This window comes from Cobetia sp. ICG0124 (genome assembly GCF_004006355.1).
GTDB classification, from domain to species: domain Bacteria; phylum Pseudomonadota; class Gammaproteobacteria; order Pseudomonadales; family Halomonadaceae; genus Cobetia; species Cobetia marina.
Map to the genome: position 1 here is coordinate 3,219,560 of NZ_CP024893.1, position 23,120 is coordinate 3,242,679.

Sequence of the window (23,120 nt, forward strand, 5' to 3'; positions counted from 1 at the left end):
CATGACCGCCATGGGCACCCTGCCGGCCATCGCCAATGCCGCGGATACCTACACCTGGAAGATGGTCACCTCGTGGCCGAAGAACTTCCCGGGCGTAGGCCAGGGGCCGGAACGCCTCGCGCGCCTCGTCGATGAGATGTCTGATGGACGCCTCAAGATCAAGGTCTACGGCGCCGGACAGCTGGTGCCGGGCTTCGAGGTGCTCGATACCGTCTCTTCCGGTACGGCGCAGATCGGCCACTCAGCCTCCTACTACTGGAAAGGCAAGGCGCCGGAAGCCCAGTTCTTCGCCGCCGTCCCCTTCGGCATGACCGCACAGGAAATGAACGCCTGGCTGCATTACGGCGGGGGGCTGGAGCTCTGGAACGAGGTCTATGACAAGTTCGGTGTCGAAGTCATGGCCGGTGGTGCCTCGGGCGTGCAGATGGGCGGCTGGTTCAACAAGGAGATCAACTCGGTTGCCGATCTCGACGGCCTGAAGATGCGCATGCCGGGGCTGGGTGGCGATGTCATGCAGCAGATGGGCGTGGCGACCGTCAGCATGCCGGGCGGCGAGATCTTCACCTCGCTGCAGTCCGGCGCCATCGATGCCACCGAATGGATCGGGCCGTACAACGACCTGGCCTTCGGTCTCTATCAGGCCGCCAAGTACTACTACTATCCGGGCTGGCACGAGCCGACCGTCACCTTCGAGGCCATCGTCAATGACGACGCCATGGCCGAGCTGCCCAAGGACCTGCAGGCCATCCTGCGCTCCGCGGTACGTGACGTGAACCAGGACATGCTCGACGAGTACACCGCGCGCAACAACGATGCCCTCGAGACACTGCTCAACGAGCACAAGGTCGAGCTGCGTCGCTATCCGCAGGACGTGCTCGACAAGGCACGCGAACTGTCAGGCGAAGTGGTCAAGAAACTCGGCGACTCCAATGAGCTGGCAGGCCGCATCTACGAGTCCTACACCACCTTCGAAGGCAAGGTCGAGAAGTGGCACGAAGTCTCCGAACAGGCCTTCCTGAACGCCCGTAATCCGGAAGGCATTCAGTAATCAGCTCTCGAGCAGGAAGGTCACCGGCCCATCATTGAGCAGCGAGACCTGCATGTTGGCCCCGAAGCGTCCGGTCTCGATTCCCACACCAAGCTCCTCCCCGTGTTCACGCGCCTTGTCGACCAGATACGCGAACAGCCGCTCGCCTTCCGCCGGCGGCGCAGCCGAGGAGAAACTGGGACGCATGCCACTGCCGGTGTCCGCCGCCAGCGTGAACTGCGAGACCAGCAGCAGACTGCCACCCGCCTGCTGGACGTTGAGATTCATCTTGTCGTTCTCGTCGCCAAAGACACGGTAGTGCAGCAGCTTGTGCAGCAGCTTGTCGGCGCGCGCCTCATCATCGCCCTTCTCGACACCCACCAGCACCAGCAGACCGCCCGCGATGGCGCCGACCGTCTCGTTCTCCACCACGACCTGTGCCTGGGTGACGCGCTGGATCAATGCTCGCATGCCACTTGCTCCTTCAAGAGATGAATGATGATGAGCAGGAGCATACCAGACGCGAACGCCCCGCAGACCGAGTCTGCGGGGCGGCTAGCTGGCCAGGCCGGGCAGGAAGAGCGCGATCTGCGGGAACAGCATCAGCAGCACCGTCGCCAGCAACAGCAGGGCAATGAAGGGTGGCGTGCCACGGATGACCTCCATGTAAGGCTTTCGGAACACCGCCACCGCCGTGAAGATGTCGCAGCCGAAGGGTGGCGTCGCCGAACCGATCGCCGCCTGCAGGGTGACGAGGGTACCGACCAGCACCGGGTCCAGTCCGGCGGCATCGACGGCCGGGGCAAATACCGGCGCCAGAATCAGGATCACCACGATGGGATCGACGAACATGCAACCGACGAAATAGGCCACCGCGATCACCGCCAGCAGCGCCAGGGCGTGTTCTGACAGGTACGGGATGTACCCGCCGAGAATGGCATCCGGGATCTTGGCGAACGAGATCATCCACGAGAAGCCGGCGCCCGCCGCCACCAGAATGAAGACCACCGCGGTGATCAGACCGGTGGAGAAGGCCACGCCGGGCAGGTCCTTGAGCGTGACGCCACGGTAGATGAGCATCTCGAGAATCAGCGCATAGATCACCGAGACCGTGGCGGCCTCCGTCGGCGAGAACATCCCCGAGTAGATGCCGCCGATGATGATAACCGGGAAGCCGGCGGGCAGACTGGCGCGCTTCAATGCCTTGAGGCGCGCAGGCCAGTCCGCCTTGGGCTGCGGCGCGATGCCCAGCTTCCACGACTTCCACATGCAGTAGAGCGAGAACAGCACCAGGATCATCAGCCCCGGACCGATACCGGCGATGAACAGATCCCCCACCGAGGTACCGGTCGCGACGCCATAGATGATCATGCCGATGGACGGCGGAATCAGCAGCGCGATGTCAGAGGCATTGATGATCAACGCGATGGTGAACTTGTCGCTGTAGCCGGCTTCCAGCAGCCGCGGGCGCAGCGGGCGCCCCATCGCCACCACCGTGGCCTGGGTGGAGCCGGACACCGCGCCGAACAGGGTACAGCCCAGCGCGGTGGTCACCGGCAGACCGCCACGCCAGTGACCGACGAAACGCTCGACCACATCCAGCAGACGCTGGGCGGTGGAGCCCTTGAGCATGATATCGGCCGCCAGAATGAACATGGGGACCGCCGTCAGTACCACCGGCTGCAGGCCACCGATCATCTGCTGGATCACCAGCTCTGGCTTGAGAAAAGGGAAATCGCTGAACAACAAGAAGAAGGTGCCGACACTCAATGGCACCATCATGGGTACCCCAAGCAACAGCAGCCCCACCATCACGAGCAGAATCCACATCGCAGCTTCCGTCCCTGGGTCAATGTAGTGTGATCAATCGCTAGAGCGCACCGCTGCCGTCGACTTCCTCGTTCTCGTCTATCTCCGCCGTACGCCACGACAGCCAGGCACCTTGTGCCAGCAGATTGCGCAGAATCGCCATCAGATACTGGAGGGCGCCCAGCGCCAGCCCCAGCGGGACCACGGCATAGAGTGCCGCCAGCGACCAGCGCAGCGACGGCGTGACACGCCCTGACCTGGCCAGGCTCTGCAGATAATCCACCGCCAGCCAGGCCAGGTAGGCCAGCAGCGCACAGGTGATGACCTGTCCGGCGATCAACAGCACCTTGCGCAACCACGGCGGCATGAAGTCCAGCAGTGCCGTCACGCGGATATGGCGTCCGGCGCGCGCGCCGTAGCTGATGCCGAGAAAGGTCAGCCACAGCTGCAGGATCTGCATCAGCTCTTCGGTGAACGGCAGGCTGTAGTTGAAGACGTTGCGCCCGATCACATTGGCGATACTGGCCGTCGCCATGCCCAGCACGCACAGCGCGATCAGCCAGCGCTCGACGTGTGCCAGGCCCTGATCACCGCGTTCGAATATCGCCGCCAGGCGGCGCAGCGGTGCAGGCAGATGTGCGAGGCGGGTCTCATCAGCGGGGGGAGACTTGGAGGGGGGCGAATTCATGAAGCGGCTTCCTGTTGATGTGGCTTCCTGCCAGGCAGGCTTTCTGTCAGGCGACGCACGCACAGCGATTTGCGCCACGCCGTCTGCATTTGCCAGTACGATCCATTGAAGTTTTCCGAGACACCGCCGTGATTTTCACTTTGGTGAGTCATGATCTAGCTTTATTGACGGCTCGAGTACCAGAATCTCATGCGGACAGGCTCAGCCTATTCATAATAAATTCTAATCACACTATCCGATTTGGTAATTTTTTTATTATATTAAGAATGGCAATATTATCTAAATGATGCAAGTTGCACGCCGGGTTCGCCCCATACCACCCGGCGCTGATGGAAATCACACAAGGAGAACAAGATGACGATGCAATGGAACCCGTCACCCGAGCAGAATCGCGAGACGCCCAGAACTCCTGTTCACCTTTCTCGTCTTGCCGCGCTCCTCAAGGGAGGCGCCCTCACGGCCGGCCTCGGCATGGCGGCACTGGCCTCCGCGGGCGTACAGGCTGACACCTGGCGTTTCGCGCTGGAGGAAGTCTCCGGCAGCGTGCAGGATGCCTACGCTCAGGAATTCAAGAAACGCATCGAAGAGGCCTCCGGCGGTGACATCGATGTCGAGATCTACCCCTACGGCGCGCTGGGTACCTCCTCACAGCTCACCGAACTGGTGCAGAGCGATGCCATCCAGCTGACCTTTGCGTCACCGGGTCACCTGGCCTCGGTGATTCCTGAATCAGGCGTCTTCACGCTGCACTTCCTGTTCTCCGACGACAACGCCGTCAATGAAGAGGTGCTCGGCAACTCCAAGGCCATCGACATGCTGTCCGAGGCCTACACCGAGCAGAACCTTCAGCTGCTGGGCGTGATTCCGGAAGGCTGGATGGTCTGGACCGGCAACCGTGACATCGAGACGCCTGAGGACATGAAAGGCTTCAAGATTCGCACCATGACGTCACCGATTCTGGTGGAGAGCTATCGGGCCTATGGCGCCAACCCGACGCCGCTGCCGTATTCGGAAGTCTATTCCGGCCTGCAGCTGGGGCAGATAGACGGCCAGGTGAACCCGGTGTTCGCCATTCAGGAAATGAGCTTCTATGAAGTTCAGGACTACATGATCCAGGCCAAGCAGGCGCAGTTCATCACCACGCTGGTGGCCTCCAGCGATTTCTATTCCGGTCTGGATGACGAGCAGCAGCAGATGCTCGACAAGGTCACCAACGAGATGCGCCCGTATATCTTCGAGAAGCAGGAGGAGTACAACGCGGACCGTCTCGAGAAGATCAAGCAGGACAGCGACATCAAGATCATCACGCTGAACGACGAGCAGCGTGAAGCCTTCCGTCCGGTCGGCGAGAAAGGCTGGGAGGTCTTCCGGGAACAGGCCGGCGAGCGCGGCAGCAAGATCCTCGACACGCTGCAGGCTGACATCAAGGCGGCAGAAGCCAAGTAAGCCGCAGCACACGGTCTCACCAGAGTGCGTGAAAGTGGTGCACGGGGCCACGCCCCTTGCCGACATTCAGCTGATCCGAGGCACGCAGCGCCCCCAGCAGCCATTCCCGCGATTCCTCCACGGCTCTCGTCAGTGACAGCCCCTGCGCCAGTCGCGCCGTGATCGCCGAGGACATCGAGCAGCCGGTGCCGTGCAGGTTGTCGGTCTCGATCCGTGGCGCGCACAGCCATTGCTCACCGGCATCACTGACCAGCAGGTCATCGCAGGCCTGGCCCTCCAGTGCGCCCCCCTTGATCAGGACAGCATTGGCACCGCGCGCGCGCAACTCACGCGCGACCTGAGGCATGTCCTCCCGCCCGATCAGACGACGCTCGCCCAGCAGCACCGCCGCTTCATGCAGGTTGGGCGTGATGATGTCCGCCAATGGCACCAGATGCTCTGCCACCGCCTGGATGGCCGCGTCATTGACCAGCGCATCGCCGCTCTTGGCCACCAGCACCGGGTCGAGCACGATCCAGCGCGGGCGACGCTGACGGAGCCTGTCCGCCAGCAGCTCCACGACAGCCGGGTCCGCGACCATGCCGATCTTGATGGCGATGATATCGAGATCATCCAGCACGGCATCCAGCTGTGCTCCGATGAAGGCGCACGACACCGGCTCGACGCTGCGCACGCCACAGGTATTCTGGGCGGTCAGTGCCGTGATCACGCTGGCTCCATACGCCCCCAGCGCGGAGAATGTCTTGAGATCCGCCTGAATGCCGGCCCCGCCCGATGGGTCTGAGCCGGCAATCGTCAGGACGCACGGAATATGCATGCACGAGACTCCCGGAAAATGACATGAATTTGCCAACAGCATACCCGAGCGGCGAGGGGAAGAAAGCCACCCTCGCTGGGCCTGATAGCACTGGCCAGCGCCACGCTGCTGCCGGGCGGGTCGGAAGCCGCATTGGCGGGGCTGTGGTGCGAGGGGATCGCCCCATGGGCGCTATGGCTTGCCGCAACGCTTGGCAACACGCTGGGCAGCCTGATCAATGTCGCCCTGGGACGCGGTGCACGGCGTCTGCGGACTCGTCGCTGGTTCCCGGTCTCGCGGCGAGCGCTGGCGCGCGGCACGCTGTGGTATCGCCGCATCGGTGCCTGGAGCCTGCTGCTCAGCTGGGCACCCGTGATCGGTGACCCCTTGACGGTGCTGGCAGGCGTCTTCCGCCTGCCCTGGTGGAAGAGCGTGCTGTTGATCCTGGTCGCCAAGGGCGGCCGCTACGCCCTGCTGCTGGTGATCGCGGACCACTGGCTGACCCCCTGGTGAGCGTGGCGCTACCGGAAAGGAGAAGGTTTCATGCGTGATACATCCTGCGACTTCTGCGCTGACGCGCTCAATATTCTGGTCCTGCAAGGCGGCGGTGCCCTTGGCGCCTACCAGATCGGCGTGTTCGAGGCACTGGCAGAGGCCGGCATCCAGCCCGATTGGGTCGTCGGGACCTCGGTCGGTGCCATCAATGGCGCACTGATCGCGGGCAATCCGGATGGCGAGCGCCTCAAGGCCCTCGAAGCGTTCTGGTATGGCATCGCGCAACCGGCCAACAGCCTCGGGCCGGCCTTCCACCCCTGGGAGCGCAGCGTCGCGCGCTCCTCCGCCATGCTGTGGGGCATCCCGGGCTTCTTCCGTCCGCGCCCCCTGTGGACAGTTCCCATCTGGCAGAGCTTCTTCGGCGAACCGCCCAGTCTCTACGACACCGAACCGCTGGGAGACACCCTCAATCGCCTGGTGGACTTCGAGCGCCTCGACGCCCGTCACCCGGAGAACGTGCGGCTATCGGTCGGGGCGGTCAATATCGGCAGCGGCGCATTGCGTTACTTCGATTCGTCACAAGAGGCGCTGGATCACCGCCACATACTGGCCAGTGGTGCCCTGCCGCCGGCATTCCCGCCGGTGTGGATCGACGGTCAGGCCTACTGGGATGGCGGCCTCTACTCCAACACGCCGATCAGCTGGGTGCTGTCGGAGCGCGCGCACAGCGAGACGATCGTCAACTGCTACGTCATCGATCTGTGGAGCGCCTACGGGAAGGTGCCGGAAACCTTGCAGGAAGCCCAGCTACGCGAAAAGGACATCCAGTACTCCAGCCGCGCCGGTGAGCATCTGCATCTGATGGAAGAGAATCAGGCACTGCGCATGGGCCTGGAGCACCTGGCCGACCTGCTGCCGGAAGACCTGCGCCAGTCTCAGGAAATACACGACATCCTGGCCATGACCCAGCAACCGTCCATCAATGTCGTGCGTCTGCTGGCGGCGGCCCGCCCCGACGAGACCTCACTCAAGGATATCGATTTCTCGCGTGCGACCATCGATTCACGTCGTCGCAGCGGCTATGGGGACATGCATGAGGTGCTGAACCGCTGCGAGCAGTTCGATCCCCTGCCGCGCAACATCGGGGTCATCGTCCGCAACTTCACCCGCAACTCGCGGGGTGAGCTGATCAGCCTGTCAGCCCCGGATGTCCCCCCGACGGAGAGCGAAGAGGAGGATGAGGGTCTGCCGAGCCAGGCCAGCGGCCGCTGAGGCAGCGGCCTCACTCATGTGCCAGCGCCGCGCCGAGCCGCAGGCACTCGTCACGCGTCAGCTCCCGCCAGTCCCCCACCGCGAGCCCGGCGACACTCAGCCCCGCCACCGACTCGCGGTGCAGCCACACCACGCGATTGCCCAGAGTGCGCCACAGTCGCTTGACGTGATGGTGGCGCCCTTCGTGCAGCGTCAGGCGCGCCTCGTCCGCGGCCAGAAACTCGAGCCGCGCGGGCAGCGTCGGCCGAGCGTCATTGGCGAGCAGGACGCCCTGCGCCACCCGCGAGATCGCCTCGGCCTGCGCCGCCTCCGACAGCGGTTGCTCCAATCCCATGCGGTAGCGCTTGGCGGGCCCATCCAGTCCGGCATCACTGATGCGTGACGAGACATCACCGTCGTTGGTCAGCAGCAAGGCACCGGTCGTGGCGCGATCCAGTCGTCCGACGTGATGGATTTCCTCGAGCCAGCCGTCATTCTCTCCACGTGATTCAAGCGAATCGCGCAGCACATCGATGACGGTGGGATGTTCGGGGTCATGACAGGCCGTCACGACCCCGGCAGGCTTGTTGAGCAGCACATGGCGTGGACGACGTGGCGCCTGCAGGCGCTGTCAGCGCGATGGCATCGAAGGGACCGACCTCGTGCAGCGGATCGCGGACCGTCTGGCCATTGATCCGCACACGCCCCGCCGCCAGCGCACGCAACGCCAGGCGGCGATTGAGCTGCGGCTGGCGCGTCAGCCAGCGATCCAGCCGCATGCTTCAGTCCGCCGCCTTGAGCTGGGCTTCCATCTCTTCCAGCGCTTCCTGCGCCTCGAACCATTCGGCTTCGGCGTCCTCGAGACGTCCCTTGATCTCGCCCTGACTGGCCAGCAGCCGGGTCAGTTCGCTCTTGCGGTCCGCCTCATAGAGCGTGGCATCGCCCAGCGCTTCCTCGACCTTGTCCAGCTCCCCCTGCGCCTTGCTCATCTTCTGCTCGGCCTTGTCGCTGAGCTTCTTGAGCGGGCGCAGCTTCTCGCGCAGCTCGGCGGCCTGACGACGCGCTTCCTTGCGGTCCGGCGTGCGCGTGCCCTCGCTGCCAGCCTCGGCATCCTTCTGGGCGCGCGCCTCACGCCGCTCGCCCTCGACCCGCGCCTTGAGCCAGGCACGATAGTCGTCGAGATCGCCATCGAAGGGCGTCACGCGGCCATCGGCGATGCACCAGAATTCATCCACGCAGGCGCGCAGCAGGTGGCGGTCGTGGGAGACCAGAATCACGGTGCCCTCGAAGGTCGCCAGCGCATCGGTGAGCGCCTCGCGCATGTCGAGATCCAGGTGGTTGGTCGGCTCATCCAGCAGCAGCAGATTGGGCTTCTGCCACGCGATCAGCGACAGCGCCAGGCGTGCCTTCTCGCCACCGGAGAACGATTCCACCGAAGCGTACACTTCATCCCCATGGAAGCCGAAGCTGCCGAGGAAGGTGCGGATCTCCAGATCCCCGGCCCCCGGCGAGAGACGCAGCACATGATTGAAGGGAGTCGAGGTCAGGTCGAGCCCATCGACCTGGTGCTGGGCGAAGTAGCCGATGGCCAGATGCTCGCCGGCGGTGCGCTGGCCTTCGACCAGAGCCAGTTCACCGGTGAGCGCCTTGATCAGGGTCGACTTGCCCGCGCCGTTGGGGCCGAGCAGGCCGATGCGCTGGCCCGGCAGCAGCGAGAAGCGCACCCCGGAAAGCTGCGGCGGCTGACCGGGATAGCCGATCACCGCACGGTCCAGTCCCAGCAGCGGATGGGAGATCTTGTCGGAGCAGGGAATCGTGAAGTGGAACGGCGAATCGGCCTTCACCGCCGCCGTCTCCTCCATGCGCTCCAGCATCTTCAGGCGACTCTGGGCCTGGCGTGCCTTGGTGGCCTTGGCCTTGAAGCGACGCACGAAGTCCTCGATCTCGGCGCGACGCGCCATGGTCTTCTCGTGCTCGGCCTGCTCACGCACCAGGCGCTCGGAACGCGTTCGCTCGAAGCGGCTGTAGTTGCCCTTGTAGACCACCAGCTTGCGACGATCGAAGTGGATGATGTGATCACACACCGCATCGAGGAAGTCACGGTCATGGGAGATCAGCAGCAGCGCACCGGGGTAGCGTGCCAGCCATTGTTCCAGCCACAGCAGCGCATCGAGATCCAGGTGGTTGGTCGGCTCATCCAGCAGCAGCAGGTCAGACGGCGTGAAGAGGGTGCGCGCCAGATTGGCCCGCATCCGCCAGCCCCCCGAGAAGGCCGCCAGCGGCTGACTGAGCTGGGCCTGGCGGAAACCGAGCCCGACCAGCAGCTGCTCGGCACGCGCACGCGCGGTGTAGCCATCGAGGGTGTCGAAGTGAGCGTGCAGCTCGGCCTGACGCTGATGCTCGCCGCTTTCTTCGGCGGCGGCCAGAGCCCGCTCCGTCTCGCGCAGCGCGTGATCCCCGTCCATGACGTAGTCGACGATCGGGCGCTCCAGCGCATCGATTTCCTGTGCCATGTGCGCGACCCGCACGCCACCGGCCAGCGAGACGCTGCCGCTGTCGGGGATCAGCTCACCGAGAATCAGCCCGAACAGGCTGGACTTGCCGGCCCCGTTGGGGCCGACGATGCCCGCCTTGTGACCGGCATGCAACGTCAGGTCCGCTTCGTCGATCAGCGGGGCTCCGCCGCGTTGCAGGGCGAGCTGGCGCAGTGCAATCATGACAACCTCGATCAGAAAATCCGGGGGCGACTGACGTGATGAGTGCCTGTCTGCTGTTGCAGGACGAGGCCGGTCTCGATGTCTGCGAGCTTCTATGGATTCACTGGCTGGCCGCACGCGGTGTGGCGCTGGGTGCCTCGCCGTGCCTGATGCTCGGTAAGGTGCGTGACTGGCAACGCGGGATGACCGTGACACTGCGCGAGCGTCGCCGACAGCTCAAGCAGCACCTGACGGAGCCAACCGACACGCGAAGCGCGGCCACCACACGCCGGCTGGAAACGCTGTATCAGCAATTGAAGGCCTGTGAACTGTCGGCGGAGCAGGAAGCGCTGGCACGCCTGGAAGCCCTCAGCCCTCCGGTGCCGCATATGCGTTTCGGGCCCGTCTCAGGCCCATCCCATCCTGAAGGAGTTTTCATGAAACAGCTGGTTAGTGCCGTCGCGCTCGGCGCCCTCCTGGTTACCCCGTTCAGCTTTGCCGCCGACGACAGCCTCTCTGACGACCAGGCACAGCTCAGCTACGGCATCGGTGCGACACTGGGCAAGAGCCTGTCTCAGGACATCACTGATCTTGACCTGGATGCCTTCACGCAAGCCGTGCGTGACGTCTATGCCAAGGGCGACATGAAGATGAGCGATCAGGAAATTGCCGATGCGCTCTCGAAGTTCCAGCAGAAGAAGATGGAAGAGCAGCAGCAGATGGCCGAACAGCAGGCGGCCGACAACAAGGCGGCCGGTGACAAGTTCCTCGCCGAGAACGCCAAGCAGGATGGCGTGAAGACCCTGGATTCCGGCCTGCAGTACAAGGTGCTGAAATCCGGTGACGGCGAGAGCCCGGACGCGGAAGACACCGTCAAGGTGAACTATGAAGGCAAGCTGCTGGACGGCACCGTCTTCGACAGCTCCTATCAGCGTGGCGAGCCGGTCAGCTTCAAGGTCAACCAGGTCATCAAGGGCTGGCAGGAAGCGCTGCAGGAAATGAGCGTCGGGGATACCTGGATGCTCTACATCCCGGCCGACCTCGCCTACGGCAAGGCTGGCACTGGCGGCCCGATCGGCCCGAACGAGACGCTGACCTTCAAGGTCGAGCTGCTCGACGTGACCAAGGCAGATGCCGCGAAGTAATGGCGGAATGATTATCCACAATTCTCGTCACAGGCTCTTGCCAACTTGTGGACAATGTGTATTTCCCTCGTGAACAGCTGGTTGACCGAGCTTTCGAGCTGCTCCGCCGTGGAGGCAGGCGGATGGCTGTCAAAGTCGAACCAGCTGCCCAGGCGGCCACGTTCAGTGGTCACGATCACCTGTGCTCGCCATGCCATGGTGGCACTGCTGCAGAAACCGAGCTGTCCTTCCCCCGACCAGTGCTGACGTGCCTGCGTCGGCGCATCCCGGGTGGTCAGCAGACTGCGCTTGACCCCCATGTCCATGTGGCGACCGATGAAATCGACCTCCACGCCCTCGGGTGCCACATCTTCCGTGATCACCCGGATACCCAGCGGCGTCAGCGGGCTGATGTCACCATCGAGTGCGAGCGTGATACGCCCGAAGCGTCCCAGCTCGGCACTGCAGGGCGCATGGCTGAGCTCACAGGACTGGTTGGGGGCGAACCAGGTGACCTTGCCGTTGCTGCCGTCACGTACAAGGTAGTAGTCGATCAGGTAATAGAGCGATACGACGATGGTGAGCAGCGTCACCATGATCAGCAGGTTGAGCAAGGGCGGGCGGGCATTTTCTTCTTCGGCGCGATACATGGCGGTTCCGATGACAATCCGGCAGCACGCCGCGCCCAGGAGACAGAATGGCAAGTGTACAACAGGCGCTCGGTCCTCTCTTCCTGCTCATCGTCGCGGGCGCCTTGCTGGGCTGGAAGCGCTTCCCGGGCGAGGGGTTCTGGAGCGAGCTGGAACGCCTCATCTATTACGTGCTGTTCCCTGCCATGCTGATGTCCACCCTGGCGCGCGCTGACATGGCCAGCGTCCCGGTCATCCCTCTGGCCTGCGTGATGCTGGGCTCGATGCTGCTGTTCGCTGCCGCGCTGTGGCTGGGGTGGCGTCATGCCCCCGACTGGCTGAGCCGCCAGCTGGGCGATGCCGCGTCCTTCACCTCACTCTTCCAGGGCAGCATCCGCTTCAACAGCTACGTCGGCGTGGCCGGCGCGGCAGCGCTGCATGGCAGTGCCGGTGCGACCGTCGCGGCGGTGGCGCTGGCCCTGATGGTGCCAGCGGCCAACCTGCTGTGCGTATTGGCGTTCATCGGCGCCGGCACTCTGGGTGACGGCGGACTGCTGCGCTCACTCAAGGCGCTGACCCGCAACCCTCTGGTGCTGGCCTGTCTGGCGGGAACGGCGCTCAATCTCAGCGGCATCGGCCTGCCGGGCTGGAGCGGCGATGCGCTGACATTGCTGGGGCGCGCGGCGTTGCCACTGGGATTGGTGGCGGTAGGCGTGGCGCTGCGACCACGAGTACTGATGAACAGTGGCAGCGTGGCATGGCTGGCGAGTCTGCTGAAGCTGCTGGCGATGCCGGCATTGGTGGTGGGGCTGTGCGCCGGCGTTGGCCTGACTGGTGTGGCACGCGATGTCGCCATCCTGTTTGCCGCGCTGCCCACGGCTACCTCAGCCTACATCCTGGCGCGCCAGCTGGGTGGCAATGCCGAACTGATGGCGGCGCTGATCACCGCGCAGACGCTGCTGGCGATGTTGACCCTGCCCCTGTGGCTGGCGACCTGAAAAAAGGGCATCCCAAATGAGGATGCCCGAAGACCGTGACTAGCTTGATGAGGAGAAACTCCGCAGCGGGGGCCTGACTCCGCCGCCGCGGATGGGCTTGCGCCCTGCGATGTCTGCCCGGACACCGCACAGACAAGATAATCATTCTCATTTGCTTTTGCAAGCCAAATGCGAAGAATTTCTATTTACGCCGCGCCTTGTGCCTCCTCTCGCGTGAACACCCTCAGTTCCGCGTGCAGCTCGACCGCCAAGGCCGTCATAGCTTCGGCTCGTGCCAGACCATCACGCTCGGCACGATACAGATGCGGGGTCATGGTCAGCAGATCCCGGATCTGCTCATTGCTGGTCAATGAAAGCCCTGCATGCAGATGCTCGACCTCCCCCTCCACCACGAAACCTGCAGCTTCGGCGGCCATCACCCCGGCCTCGCCACGCGCGGGCTTCAGCTCCCGGTAGAGAATTCTGCGCAACGCCAGCAGGTGCTCGGCTCCCGCCTCCAGCAGCACCACATGGCCCCCGGGCTTGAGCACACGCGCGAACTCCTGCCAGACGGGGAAGCCGAAGGCGCAGATCACCACATCCACACAGGCGTCTTCCAACGGCAGTGCCGCGTTGGTGCCCACCAACCAGGCGGCATCGCGTGACTGCTTCGCTGCCGCCAGCACCGCGTGCTTGGAGATATCCAGTCCCGCCGCCGTCAGCGAGCGCTGCTGCTCATCGGCAGCGCCTGCCAGCTGACGCAGATAGAAGCCTTCCCCACAGCCGGCATCCAGCACGGCCAGCGCACTTGCCTGCCCTGCCAGCGCCAGCACACGTCGTGCCAGCGCCGAGGCGAGAGGCTGATAGCCACCGAGGGCGAACAGCCGCTGGCGAGCGCTGACCATCGCCTTGCTGTCGCCGGGGTCTAGACTGCGCTTGCGCTGCACCGGCAGCAGATTGACGTGCCCCTGACGCGCGATATCGAAGCGATGGCCATCGGCGCAGCACCAGCTCTGGCCATCTCGCATCAGCCGCTGGGCATCCAGTGGACAGGTCAGGGTCGTCAGTGGCGTCATGGTCGGCCGGTCAGCCGGCTCAGGGGTGGGCGTCGTCATGGTCATCAGCTCTCGGGACGAGGTGGGAAGAGAAAGGCAAAAGCGGCGGGTCTCAGACGCAAGCGGCCACCCGAAGGCGGCCGCGATGCAGCATCGTGATGATGCCGCCACTGCGCACGAGGCGCGAATCAGTCCTGCTTGACGAAGATCAGATCCCACACGCCGTGACCGAGACGCTCGCCGCGCTGCTCGAACTTGGTCAGCGGACGGAAATCCGGACGCGGCACATAGGGGGCGCTCTCGGCCGGAGCCGTGTTGACGAAGCCCGGTGCCTCGGCCATCTCTTCGGCCATGGCCTCGGCGTAGTTCTCCCAGTCGGTGGCCATATGGAAGTGACCGCCCGGCTTGAGCACACGACGCACCAGCTCGACGAAGGCTGGCTGCACGATGCGACGCTTGTGGTGTTTCTTCTTCGGCCACGGGTCCGGGAAGAACAGCTGGAAGGTGTCGGCACACCCTGCCGGCACGCAGTCAGCCAGCACTTCCAATGCATCGTGACGATAGACGCGCAGATTGGTCAGACCCAGCTTGTCGACATCATCCAGCAGCTTGCCGACACCCGGGGCATGCACCTCGATCCCGATGAAGTCGGTGCCCGGATTGGCCTGAGCCTGCTCGCACAGCGACTTGCCCATGCCGAAGCCGACCTCGATCACCAGCGGCGCACGGCGACCGAACAGCGCCTCGAGGTCCAGCTCGCCCTGCTCGTGACGCAGTCCAAGGCGCGGGAAGACCTCTTCGAGCCCGCGGGTCTGGGCCTGTGTCATGCGCCCACCGCGGATCACGTAGCTCTTGATGCCACGCTTGCGGGCGACGGCTTCATCCGCCACGGAAGGGATCGCTTGCGCGCTTTCGTTCTGCACGCTCTCGTTCTGCACGCTCTCTCTGCCTCTTGCTGCGCATCGTCAGCAGGAGCAGAAGTGGACGTGTCGTCCTGCGGCTTGGAAGTCTCGTCAGTCATGGGGTCGTCTTGGTCTTTGCATGAGCGATGCGCGAGCATCGGATTCGAATGATTCAGGAGGTCAGCCGGTGATCAGGCCGGCCCCCGGCGAGGAAGCGCGCGCCGTCAGGCGAGTCGGCATGCGTCCCGCCAGGAAGGCACCACGGCCGGAGATCACGGCCTGGCGCATGGCGTCCGCCATCAGCAGCGGTTGGCGAGCATGGGCAATGGCGCTGTTCATCAGCACGCCATCACAGCCGAGCTCCATCGCGAAGGCCGCCTCGGACGCCGTGCCCAGCCCGGCATCCACCAGCACCGGCACGTTGGCGCGCTCGATGATCAGCGACAGGGTATGCGGGTTGAGGATGCCGAGGCCGGAGCCGATCAGAGAGCCCAGCGGCATGATGGCGCAGCAGCCGATCTCCTCGAGCTGACGGGCGACGATGGGGTCGTCGGAGGTATACACCATCACGTCGAAGCCATCGGCGACCAGCTCCTCGGCGGCCTTGAGGGTCTCGACGATATTGGGATACAGCGTGTCCTGATCGCCCAGCACTTCCAGCTTGACCAGATTGTGGCCATCCAGCAGTTCACGCGCCAGCTTGCAGGTACGCACCGCGTCACGCGCGTTGTAGCAACCGGCGGTATTGGGCAGGAAGGTATAGCGACTGGGCGACAGCACGTCGAGCAGATTCGGCTCATCGGCATTCTGGCCCAGATTGGTGCGACGCACCGCGAAGGTGACCACTTCCGCGCCGGAGGTCTCGATGGCGGAACGGGTCTCATCCATGTCCTTGTACTTGCCGGTGCCGACCAGCAGGCGCGAGGAGAACTCGCGACCGGCGACGACCAGCGGACTGTCACCGGCGACCTGGGTGACGGGGGCGTTAAGCGTCTGGGCAGAACTGTCTGTCATGATGACCTCATCGAGCTGGACGTGAGCGAGCTCAACCACCACCGATGGCGTGGACGATCTCGATGCGATCACCGGCCTGCAGAAGGGTGTCGGCGTGAGCGCTACGTGGCACGATGTCCTCGTTGCGCTCGACTGCCAGGCGGCGGCCCTGAAGTCCGAGACTCTCGACCAGAGCGGCGACTGTCATGGCATCCGCCACCACATGATCTTCACCGTTTAGCTGTATCTGCATGCTGTCCTCCCGCGAAAAGAGGCCGCCATTGTAGCGGCTTTACGTGGACAGGCGTAGGCACAACATCCTCAAGGAATTTTCTCTCTATGCGTCACAACGACTCCCACTCCCGCCACTGGTGGCTGGCCATGGGCCTGGCCGGCATGTCCACCATCGCGCTGGGCGCCTTCGCCAGTCATGGCCTGCGCGGCACTCTGAGCGCGGACATGCTGCGCGTCTTCGAGACCGGCGTGCGCTATCAGATGTGGCACGTGCTGGCGGCGGTCGGCGTGCTGGCCTGGCGCTCGGTGCAGCCCCTGCGCGGGCAGATGCTGACGCTGGGGCTGTGGGCGGCCGGGATGCTGCTGTTTTCCGGTTCACTGTATGCGCTGGCCACCACGGCGCGCACCCAGCTGGGCATCATCACGCCCATCGGTGGCTTGCTGCTGATCGCAGGCTGGCTGAGCCTGGCCGTCACCGGCTGGCGTCAGCGCGGCAGCGAGGAAAAGGATGCCAACAAGCTGTAGCGGGGCGATCCCCCCACCACCACCTGCCGCTAGTCATCGCGATCCGGCAAGGCATAGGTTGCGGTCACGAGAGCGACCGGGTCCGTGTCGCCATGGCTGAACAGCTCGATCTCGCCCACGGCGAGACGCCGCCCGAGCTTGCGGAGGCGTGCGGTGGCCATCAGATCCCGGTCACCGCGGGCACGGCGCAGGAAATGGATGTTGAGATCACTGGTCACGGCCATCGGCTCCGGGCCGATCTCCCCCAGGATCGCGACATACAGACAGACATCGGCCAACGCCATCATCGCCGGACCGGAGACGCTGCCTCCGGGACGCAGATGCTCGTCCTCGATGGCCAGTCCCATGGTGGCCCAGCCATCCCCCACGGCTTCTATGGTGCCCAGGCGCTGGGGGAAGACATCATCGAGAAAGTCCTCGATGGCAGCAGCGTGCATGACGGGCATGACGTTCTCCTCGACAGGATGACTACGACAGATTGGTGGCACTCAGTGAGCCTGCTGCTTCTTCTCGAGGCGGCGGCGATGCAGTACCGGCTCGGTATAGCCACTCGGCTGCACTCGTCCCTGGAACACCAGCTCGCAGGCTGCCTGGAAGGCGATGGAGCCCTCGAGATCCGCCGTCATCGCCTGATAGCTGGGGTCCGCAGCGTTCTGACGATCCACCACGCCCGCCATGCGCTCCAGCGTGTCCTGCACCTGGGCGTTGTCGACGATGCCATGATGCAGCCAGTTGGCGATGTGCTGGCTGGAGATGCGCAGCGTGGCGCGGTCTTCCATCAGGCCGACATCGTGGATGTCCGGCACCTTGGAACAACCGGTGCCGTGATCGATCCAGCGCACCACATAGCCGAGAATCCCCTGGGCGTTGTTGTCCAGCTCGGCCTGGATCTCCTCGGCACTCCACTGGGGATCGAGCTCCAGCGGAATGGTCAGCAGGTCATCGAGACTGGCGCGCGGGCGGCTGAGCAGGTCATGCTGCACGTCCTTCACCGAGACCTGGTGATAATGCAGCGCATGCAGCACGGCCGCGGTCGGTGACGGGACCCAGGCGGTATTGGCACCGGCGCGGGGATGGCCGATCTTCTGCTCCAGCATCGCCGCCATCAGGTCCGGCATCGCCCACATGCCCTTGCCGATCTGGGCGCGACCCCGCAGACCGCATTCCAGCCCGATATCCACGTTCCACTTCTCATAGGCCTGAATCCAGGCCGCCCCCTTCATGTCGCCCTTGCGCAGCATCGGACCAGCTTCCATCGAGGTGTGCATCTCGTCACCAGTGCGATCCAGGAAGCCGGTATTGATGAAGGCCACACGGGAACTGGCCGCGGCGATGCAGGCCTTGAGGTTGACGGTGGTACGACGCTCCTCGTCCATGATGCCCATCTTGAGCGTGGCATTCGGCAGGCCCAGCAGCTGCTCGACACGCGAGAACAGCTCGTCAGCGAAGGCGACCTCGGACGGACCGTGCATCTTGGGCTTGACGATGTAGACGGAGCCGGTGCGCGAGTTGCAGATACCGCCACGGCTGTCCTTGTCACCCTTGAGATCATGCAGCGCGATCAGACTGGTGAAGATGGCATCCATGATGCCTTCCGGCGCCTCGCTGCCATCTTCCAGCAGGATGGCCGGGTTGGTCATCAGATGGCCCACGTTGCGGATCAGCATCAGCGAGCGACCATGCAGCACGCGGGTGGTGCCATCGGCGCCGGTGTATTCACGGTCCGCGTTCAGCCTGCGCGTCATCTGGCGACCCTTCTTCTCCAGCGTCTCGGTCAGATCGCCCTTCATCAGGCCCAGCCAGTTGCGATAGACGGCCACCTTGTCGTCGGCATCCACCGCGGCCACCGAGTCCTCGCAGTCCATGATGGTGGAGAGCGCAGCCTCCATGATCAGGTCACTGACGTTGGCGGGGTCGGTCTTGCCGATGGGGTGCTCGGCATCGATCACGAGCTCCGCGTGCAGCCCGTTGTGCGCGAAGATGATCGCGCTTGGCGCGCTTTCGTCGCCGCGATAGCCGAGGAAGCGTTCCGGCGACTTGAGGCTCAGGTCACGCCCGCCGACCCGCACCAGCAGGTGGCCGTCACGAATGGAGTACCCCTCGCTGTCATGGTGCGTACCGCCAGCCAGCGGCGCGATGGTATCCAGCACCTGGCGTGCGTAGGCCACCACCTTGGCACCCCGCACCGGGTTGTAGTCCTTGCCGCGCTCGGCGCCATCGTCATCACTGATCGCGTCGGTGCCGTAGAGGGCGTCATAGAGTGAGCCCCAGCGCGCATTGGCGGCGTTCAGGGCGTAACGGGCATTCATCACCGGCACGACCAGCTGCGGTCCTGCCTGCTGGCAGATCTCGCTGTCCACGTTGGCGGTGGTGGCCTCGACACTGGCCGGCTCGTCTTCCAGGTAGCCGATCTCCTTCAGGAAGGCCTTGTAGGCGGGCAGTTCGACCTTGCCGGGATGCTCACGGTGCCACTGGTCGATGCTGGCCTGAAGCTGTTCGCGCGTTTCCAGCAGCTCGCGATTGCGTGGCGCCAGCTCGTGCAGCAACGCATCGACGCCGGACCAGAAGTCGGCCGAGGCGATACCGGAACCGGGCAACGCTTCCTCCTCGATGAAGCGGTGCAGTCCGGCATCAATGGCCAGACGTTCAAGTTGAATGCGATCGGTCATGCGTGTGCTCTCCCTGGAAACGAATTTTTTCCTATGGCTCACGACAGCTCCAGCCGCTAGCATGGCAGCATTATGGAGATCACCATGCCCGACTTCAGCGCACTGCTCGATTATGGCCCTTTCATTCGTCTGCCTGAGTGTCTGCCCGGTCAGACGACCAGCCCGCTGGCCTGTTACCTGAGCCACTATGGCCTGGATGAACTGCGCAGCGCACATGTCACCGTACATGCCGGACACCTCGATGCTGGCGATTTTCGCCTGTGGGCACAGCTGTGGACTCCGCCGAGTCCGCGCGGCACCATCTTCGTGGTGCATGGATATTTCGATCACCTCGCGCTGTATCGGCACCTGCTGGCCCACCTGCTGAAACAGGGCTGGCAGGTCGCGCTGTGGGACCTGCCGGGGCATGGCCTGTCCTCCGGCGAGCCGGCTTCCATCGATGACTTCGGTGACTATGTCGGCTGCCTGCAGGCGTTTCAGGAGTACCTGGAAGTCCACGACCTGGCGCCGCATCCCTGGTTCGGGATCGGTCAGAGCACCGGCGGCTCCGTGCTGGCCACCGACGCCCTGATGCGTGGCAGTGACTCGCGCTGGCAGGGAATCGCGCTGCTCGCCCCGCTGGTCCGCCCCTGGGGGTGGCCGCAGTCCCGCTGGCTGCATAGCATGGCGCGCCCCTTCATCGACTCCATTCCGCGCAAGTACCGCGCGAATACCAATGACGCGGCGTTCTACGAGTTCCTGAGCACCAACGACCCGCTTCAGGCGGATCGACTCGCCGTGAAGTGGGTCTCGGCCATGCGCGCCTGGATTCCACGCCTGCAGGCCCTCCCGCCCTGCTCGCTACCCACCCTGATACTGCAGGGCGAACAGGACACCACGGTGGACTGGCAGTGGAATCTCGACGTGCTGGCCAGCAAGTTCCCCAACGCGCGGATTCATCGCCACCCCGAGGCGCAGCATCATCTGGTCAATGAGGCCGAGCCGATTCGCACGGCCTTGTTCGCCGAGCTGGATGCCTTCCTCGATGCGCTGTCGCCGCGCCCGCTGCGAACACTGGCGAGCCTGATGTTGATCACCGGTCTGACCGGCTGCATGGGACTGGATCAGGTGCCACGCGCGGAGCGCGACCCCATCTATGGCCTGGGCCAGAGTGCTGCCCGCCTGCTGGATGAGCAGAGCTGGACCCCGCCACTGGGCGAGCAGGTCCTGCTGCTGGCACCTCCTGAAGTGGATACCAGTCTCGAGGTGCAGCCCGGCGCACTCAATGAAGCGCTGACACGTGCCCTGCTGGCGCTCAAGGATGGCCCGCAGGTGCTCAACTGGAGCAACGATCGCCCCGGCATCGACAGTCTGCAATGGCGCCTCGTGGCACGCCTGGATACCAGCGGTGGCCCCCTGAGGCTCTCCGACCGCACCCTGCAGCCCTACCAGCTGACACTGGAGCTGGTGCGCCGTCTCAGCGCGGAGCGCCAGCAGACCCGGACATTCACGCTCAGCGGCGCCTTCGATCAGGCGGCGCTTGACGCCCTTGCCAGTGCGCGACCTGCCTCCTGAGCTCTGGAGCCAAGATGACTACCGCCACTCCCCGCCGTTTCCTGGCCCACCTTTATCAGGAGGGACCGCACAACCCGTTCCCCGGCATCAAGGCGCTGGAACGCAGACTGGGGCATGCGCTGCCGCATCAGTACGGCTCCAATGAAGGGCTCGACATGCCCCACGCGGTACTCGGCGGCGAGCTGGGCCATGCCCTGGCAGACCTGAGCCGCAGCTACGCGGACGCCGATGCCTGGCAACTGCGCCATCAACTGGCCGAGCGCCTGGGCGTCGCCTACGAGACGCTGCTGGTCGACGCCGGCGCCGACAGCCTGCTGGCGCTGGTGATGCGCGCCACCATCTGTGCGGGAGAGCGCGTGATCACCAGTGCCGGCACCTACCCCACACTGGCGTACTTTGCGCGCGGTCTCGGTGCTGAGGTCATTGAAGTGCCATATACCGAAGCCCATGCCTCTGATGATGCCCTCCATTTCGCCCAGCTGGCACCGGATCTCGCCGCACTCGCCGCGGCGGCAAGTCAGCATGCGGCCCGTGTCGTCTATCTCGCCAACCCGGACAACCCCAGCGGGCACCTGCACTCGGATGAAGATGTCCGAGCACTGCGTGATGCGCTCCCAGCGGACTGCAGCCTGCTGCTGGACGAGGCCTATCACGACTTCCGCCCCGATGCGGCGCAGGCCGACAATGCCCCGATGGCTCGTACCTTCCGGCTGCGCACCTTCTCCAAGGCTTATGGACTGGCGGGCCTGCGTCTCGGCTTCATGATCGCCGAGCGTGAGGATCTCGCCCTTCTGACCAAGGTTCGGATCCACTATGCCGTCAGCGCGCCGGCACTGGCAGCCGGCGAGCTGCTGCTGAAGCATCCCGAAGAAGCCGCGACTCACGTTGCCGCGGTCATCCAGTCTCGTGATCAGCTTGCCGAGCACCTGCGCTCGCTGGGGGCTGACGTCCTCCCCAGTGCCACCAACTTCCTCTGCGTGCGCCTCAAGAGCGCCGAGCGGGCTGCTCAGGTTCAGCAGCAACTGATGGCGCAGGGCGTGCTGATCACCCGCTCCCCTCACCCGGCGCTCGGCCATATCCTGCGCATCTCGACCCTGGAGGACAGCCTGGTACCGGGTCGACTGGCGCGTCTCGAGCAGGCCATCGTCGAAGAGAATCGCTCATGAGTGTCATGAGTGCCGGCCGATGAGCCTGACCAGCATCGTGCTCCGCAGCGTCGCCAGCCTTGCCTTGCTGGGGGCGAGCCTGTGGCTGATGCCTGCCCTGTGGTTCCGCCTGCCGGGACCGGAGGGGCTTCGCACGACACTGGCCGTCCTCGCGGGTGCGCTGAGCCTCATCTGTGTCATTGCGCTGTGGTGGCCGCAACTCCATGCGATTCGCTGGCGACTGGCGGGCAGCTACCTGATGCTGTTGGTCGCCAGCCTCGGCTGGTGGAACAGCATCACCCCGCGGGCGGACCGCGACTGGGCGCCGGAGGTCGAACATCTGGTCGAGGGGAGCCTCAGCCAAGATGACATCCTGCACCTCGAACAGGTGCGCAACTTCGAGTGGCGCACGCCTGAGGATTACACGCCGCGCTGGGAGAGTCGGGACTATCCTCTGGATCAACTGACCTCGGTGGATCTGTTGACCAGTCACTGGATGGGGCCGCAGATCGCTCATACGCTGGTCAGCTTCGGTTTCGCCGATGGACGCCATCTGGCCTTCTCGGTGGAAATCCGCAAGGAGCGTGACGAGGCCTTCTCGACACTGGGCGGGATGTTCAAGGAGTACGAACTGGCGGTGATCGCCGCTGACGAGCGCGACATCATCCGCGTGCGCAGCAACGTGCGCGGGGAGCAGGTGCATCTCTATCGGGTGCAGATGCCGCGCGAACTGATCCGCGAATTGCTGCTGGCCTACGTCGACGAAGCCGAGACATTGCGCACTCAGCCACGCTTCTACAACACCGCCACCAGCAACTGCACCACCCTCGTCTACGCAATGATGACGCGCCTCACCGACGGCCTGCCGCTGGACTATCGACTGCTGCTCTCCGGCTATCTGCCGGAATATGTCGCGGACCAGGATGCGCTCAGTGGCGCCGCACCCTTCGACGAGCTCAAGGCCAGAAGCCTGATCAACCCTGCCGCCATCGCCGCCGACGAGCACCCGGACGGCGACTTCTCGCGCCTGATCCGTGAGGGCATCCCCGGCGCGGACAGCCCGTCCTTCTGAACGGGCGGCTCCCGGGCGGGCCGGGTCTCTCCC

Annotated in this window: 23 protein-coding genes and 2 pseudogenes; 11 read left to right on the forward strand and 14 right to left on the reverse strand. The window is 64.5% G+C overall.

Annotated elements, in window-relative coordinates; translation table 11 throughout:
- The first annotated feature begins 1 nt into the window (after nucleotide 1).
- Nucleotides 2–1,048 carry a TRAP transporter substrate-binding protein gene (locus CU110_RS15045; RefSeq protein ID WP_240499768.1) on the forward strand — a complete coding sequence of 349 codons (1,047 nt, stop codon included), beginning with the start codon at nucleotides 2–4 and terminating at the stop codon, nucleotides 1,046–1,048.
- On the opposite strand, the gene dtd is transcribed toward CU110_RS15045, so the two are convergent.
- The 3 genes from dtd to CU110_RS15060 form a co-directional block, all read right to left on the reverse strand.
- The gene (dtd, locus tag CU110_RS15050) at nucleotides 1,049–1,498 is read right to left on the reverse strand and encodes a D-aminoacyl-tRNA deacylase (RefSeq protein ID WP_084209504.1); all 450 of its coding nucleotides are present in this window, start codon (nucleotides 1,496–1,498) and stop codon (nucleotides 1,049–1,051) included.
- A gap of 84 nt (nucleotides 1,499–1,582) precedes the next feature.
- Nucleotides 1,583–2,857: a TRAP transporter large permease gene (locus CU110_RS15055; RefSeq protein WP_077379566.1), complete on the reverse strand. Its 1,275-nt coding sequence runs from the start codon at nucleotides 2,855–2,857 to the stop codon at nucleotides 1,583–1,585.
- Nucleotides 2,858–2,897: 40 nt separating this feature from the next.
- Nucleotides 2,898–3,524, reverse strand: a complete 627-nt coding sequence (locus tag CU110_RS15060) for a TRAP transporter small permease (RefSeq protein ID WP_127736546.1) — start codon at nucleotides 3,522–3,524, stop codon at nucleotides 2,898–2,900.
- Between the two features lie 354 nt (nucleotides 3,525–3,878).
- On the opposite strand from CU110_RS15060, the gene dctP reads away from it, so the two are divergent.
- Entirely contained in the window at nucleotides 3,879–4,970 is a 1,092-nt protein-coding gene (gene dctP / locus CU110_RS15065; RefSeq protein WP_217493015.1) for a TRAP transporter substrate-binding protein DctP, read from the forward strand.
- A gap of 16 nt (nucleotides 4,971–4,986) precedes the next feature.
- On the opposite strand, the gene thiD is transcribed toward dctP, so the two are convergent.
- Entirely contained in the window at nucleotides 4,987–5,787 is an 801-nt protein-coding gene (gene thiD / locus CU110_RS15070) for a bifunctional hydroxymethylpyrimidine kinase/phosphomethylpyrimidine kinase (RefSeq protein ID WP_077379570.1), read from the reverse strand.
- A 132-nt stretch (nucleotides 5,788–5,919) separates the two neighbouring features.
- On the opposite strand from thiD, the gene CU110_RS15075 reads away from it, so the two are divergent.
- Nucleotides 5,920–6,279, forward strand: a complete 360-nt coding sequence (locus CU110_RS15075) for a VTT domain-containing protein (protein WP_240665420.1) — start codon at nucleotides 5,920–5,922, stop codon at nucleotides 6,277–6,279.
- Between the two features lie 30 nt (nucleotides 6,280–6,309).
- Nucleotides 6,310–7,533, forward strand: coding sequence for a patatin-like phospholipase family protein (locus CU110_RS15080; protein ID WP_077379571.1), 1,224 nt, complete (start codon nucleotides 6,310–6,312; stop codon nucleotides 7,531–7,533).
- Nucleotides 7,534–7,543: 10 nt separating this feature from the next.
- On the opposite strand, the gene CU110_RS15085 is transcribed toward CU110_RS15080, so the two are convergent.
- From CU110_RS15085 to CU110_RS15095, 3 genes are read right to left on the reverse strand one after another with little or no spacing between them, the layout of a single operon-like run.
- Nucleotides 7,544–8,110 (reverse strand): pseudouridine synthase, encoded by a 567-nt coding sequence (locus CU110_RS15085; protein ID WP_164850388.1) that lies wholly within the window; start codon nucleotides 8,108–8,110, stop codon nucleotides 7,544–7,546.
- Nucleotides 8,067–8,291, reverse strand: coding sequence for a S4 domain-containing protein (locus CU110_RS15090; RefSeq protein ID WP_127736555.1), 225 nt, complete (start codon nucleotides 8,289–8,291; stop codon nucleotides 8,067–8,069). The genes CU110_RS15085 and CU110_RS15090 overlap by 44 nt, the downstream gene beginning before the upstream one ends.
- Before the next feature lie 3 nt (nucleotides 8,292–8,294).
- The gene (locus CU110_RS15095; protein WP_084209506.1) at nucleotides 8,295–10,229 is read right to left on the reverse strand and encodes an ATP-binding cassette domain-containing protein; all 1,935 of its coding nucleotides are present in this window, start codon (nucleotides 10,227–10,229) and stop codon (nucleotides 8,295–8,297) included.
- Nucleotides 10,230–10,267: 38 nt separating this feature from the next.
- On the opposite strand from CU110_RS15095, the pseudogene CU110_RS17390 reads away from it, so the two are divergent.
- Together CU110_RS17390 and CU110_RS15100 are read left to right on the forward strand one after the other, a co-directional pair.
- Nucleotides 10,268–10,567, forward strand: a pseudogene (locus tag CU110_RS17390) (TIGR02444 family protein); the annotation flags it as partial.
- A gap of 78 nt (nucleotides 10,568–10,645) precedes the next feature.
- Nucleotides 10,646–11,353 (forward strand): FKBP-type peptidyl-prolyl cis-trans isomerase, encoded by a 708-nt coding sequence (locus tag CU110_RS15100; RefSeq protein WP_077379579.1) that lies wholly within the window; start codon nucleotides 10,646–10,648, stop codon nucleotides 11,351–11,353.
- 11 nt (nucleotides 11,354–11,364) lie between these two features.
- Here CU110_RS15100 and CU110_RS15105 read toward each other — a convergent pair whose 3' ends face one another.
- The gene (locus CU110_RS15105) at nucleotides 11,365–11,982 is read right to left on the reverse strand and encodes a hypothetical protein (RefSeq protein WP_205694048.1); all 618 of its coding nucleotides are present in this window, start codon (nucleotides 11,980–11,982) and stop codon (nucleotides 11,365–11,367) included.
- Nucleotides 11,983–12,029: 47 nt separating this feature from the next.
- On the opposite strand from CU110_RS15105, the gene CU110_RS15110 reads away from it, so the two are divergent.
- A complete protein-coding gene (locus CU110_RS15110) occupies nucleotides 12,030–12,959 on the forward strand; it encodes an AEC family transporter (RefSeq protein ID WP_077379585.1) in 930 nt (309 codons plus the stop codon).
- 185 nt (nucleotides 12,960–13,144) lie between these two features.
- On the opposite strand, the gene CU110_RS15115 is transcribed toward CU110_RS15110, so the two are convergent.
- From CU110_RS15115 to thiS, 4 genes are all read right to left on the reverse strand, one after another.
- Nucleotides 13,145–14,053, reverse strand: a complete 909-nt coding sequence (locus tag CU110_RS15115; protein WP_240499626.1) for a putative RNA methyltransferase — start codon at nucleotides 14,051–14,053, stop codon at nucleotides 13,145–13,147.
- 128 nt (nucleotides 14,054–14,181) lie between these two features.
- Nucleotides 14,182–14,916, reverse strand: a complete 735-nt coding sequence (gene trmB, locus CU110_RS15120) for a tRNA (guanosine(46)-N7)-methyltransferase TrmB (RefSeq protein WP_127736970.1) — start codon at nucleotides 14,914–14,916, stop codon at nucleotides 14,182–14,184.
- 159 nt (nucleotides 14,917–15,075) lie between these two features.
- A complete protein-coding gene (locus CU110_RS15125) occupies nucleotides 15,076–15,909 on the reverse strand; it encodes a thiazole synthase (protein WP_077379589.1) in 834 nt (277 codons plus the stop codon).
- Between the two features lie 31 nt (nucleotides 15,910–15,940).
- Nucleotides 15,941–16,141 carry a sulfur carrier protein ThiS gene (gene thiS, locus CU110_RS15130; protein WP_077379591.1) on the reverse strand — a complete coding sequence of 67 codons (201 nt, stop codon included), beginning with the start codon at nucleotides 16,139–16,141 and terminating at the stop codon, nucleotides 15,941–15,943.
- Between the two features lie 86 nt (nucleotides 16,142–16,227).
- Between thiS and CU110_RS15135 the strand changes: the two genes are divergently transcribed.
- Nucleotides 16,228–16,647 carry a DUF423 domain-containing protein gene (locus CU110_RS15135; RefSeq protein WP_084209510.1) on the forward strand — a complete coding sequence of 140 codons (420 nt, stop codon included), beginning with the start codon at nucleotides 16,228–16,230 and terminating at the stop codon, nucleotides 16,645–16,647.
- A 29-nt stretch (nucleotides 16,648–16,676) separates the two neighbouring features.
- Here the strand turns inward: CU110_RS15135 and CU110_RS15140 are convergent, their stop codons facing one another.
- Together CU110_RS15140 and CU110_RS15145 are read right to left on the reverse strand one after the other, a co-directional pair.
- On the reverse strand, nucleotides 16,677–17,093 hold the full coding sequence (locus tag CU110_RS15140) for a PaaI family thioesterase (RefSeq protein WP_077379595.1): 417 nt from the start codon (nucleotides 17,091–17,093) through the stop codon (nucleotides 16,677–16,679).
- 42 nt (nucleotides 17,094–17,135) lie between these two features.
- The gene (locus CU110_RS15145; RefSeq protein ID WP_084209511.1) at nucleotides 17,136–19,316 is read right to left on the reverse strand and encodes a malate synthase G; all 2,181 of its coding nucleotides are present in this window, start codon (nucleotides 19,314–19,316) and stop codon (nucleotides 17,136–17,138) included.
- An 84-nt stretch (nucleotides 19,317–19,400) separates the two neighbouring features.
- Between CU110_RS15145 and CU110_RS17395 the strand changes: the two are divergent.
- From CU110_RS17395 to CU110_RS15160, 3 genes and pseudogenes are all read left to right on the forward strand, one after another.
- Nucleotides 19,401–20,342 (forward strand): annotated as a pseudogene (locus CU110_RS17395) (alpha/beta hydrolase); the annotation flags it as partial.
- A 542-nt stretch (nucleotides 20,343–20,884) separates the two neighbouring features.
- Entirely contained in the window at nucleotides 20,885–22,036 is a 1,152-nt protein-coding gene (locus CU110_RS15155; protein WP_084209514.1) for a histidinol-phosphate transaminase, read from the forward strand.
- Between the two features lie 19 nt (nucleotides 22,037–22,055).
- Nucleotides 22,056–23,087 (forward strand): DUF4105 domain-containing protein, encoded by a 1,032-nt coding sequence (locus CU110_RS15160; protein WP_084209515.1) that lies wholly within the window; start codon nucleotides 22,056–22,058, stop codon nucleotides 23,085–23,087.
- The last annotated feature ends 33 nt before the right edge of the window (nucleotides 23,088–23,120 follow it).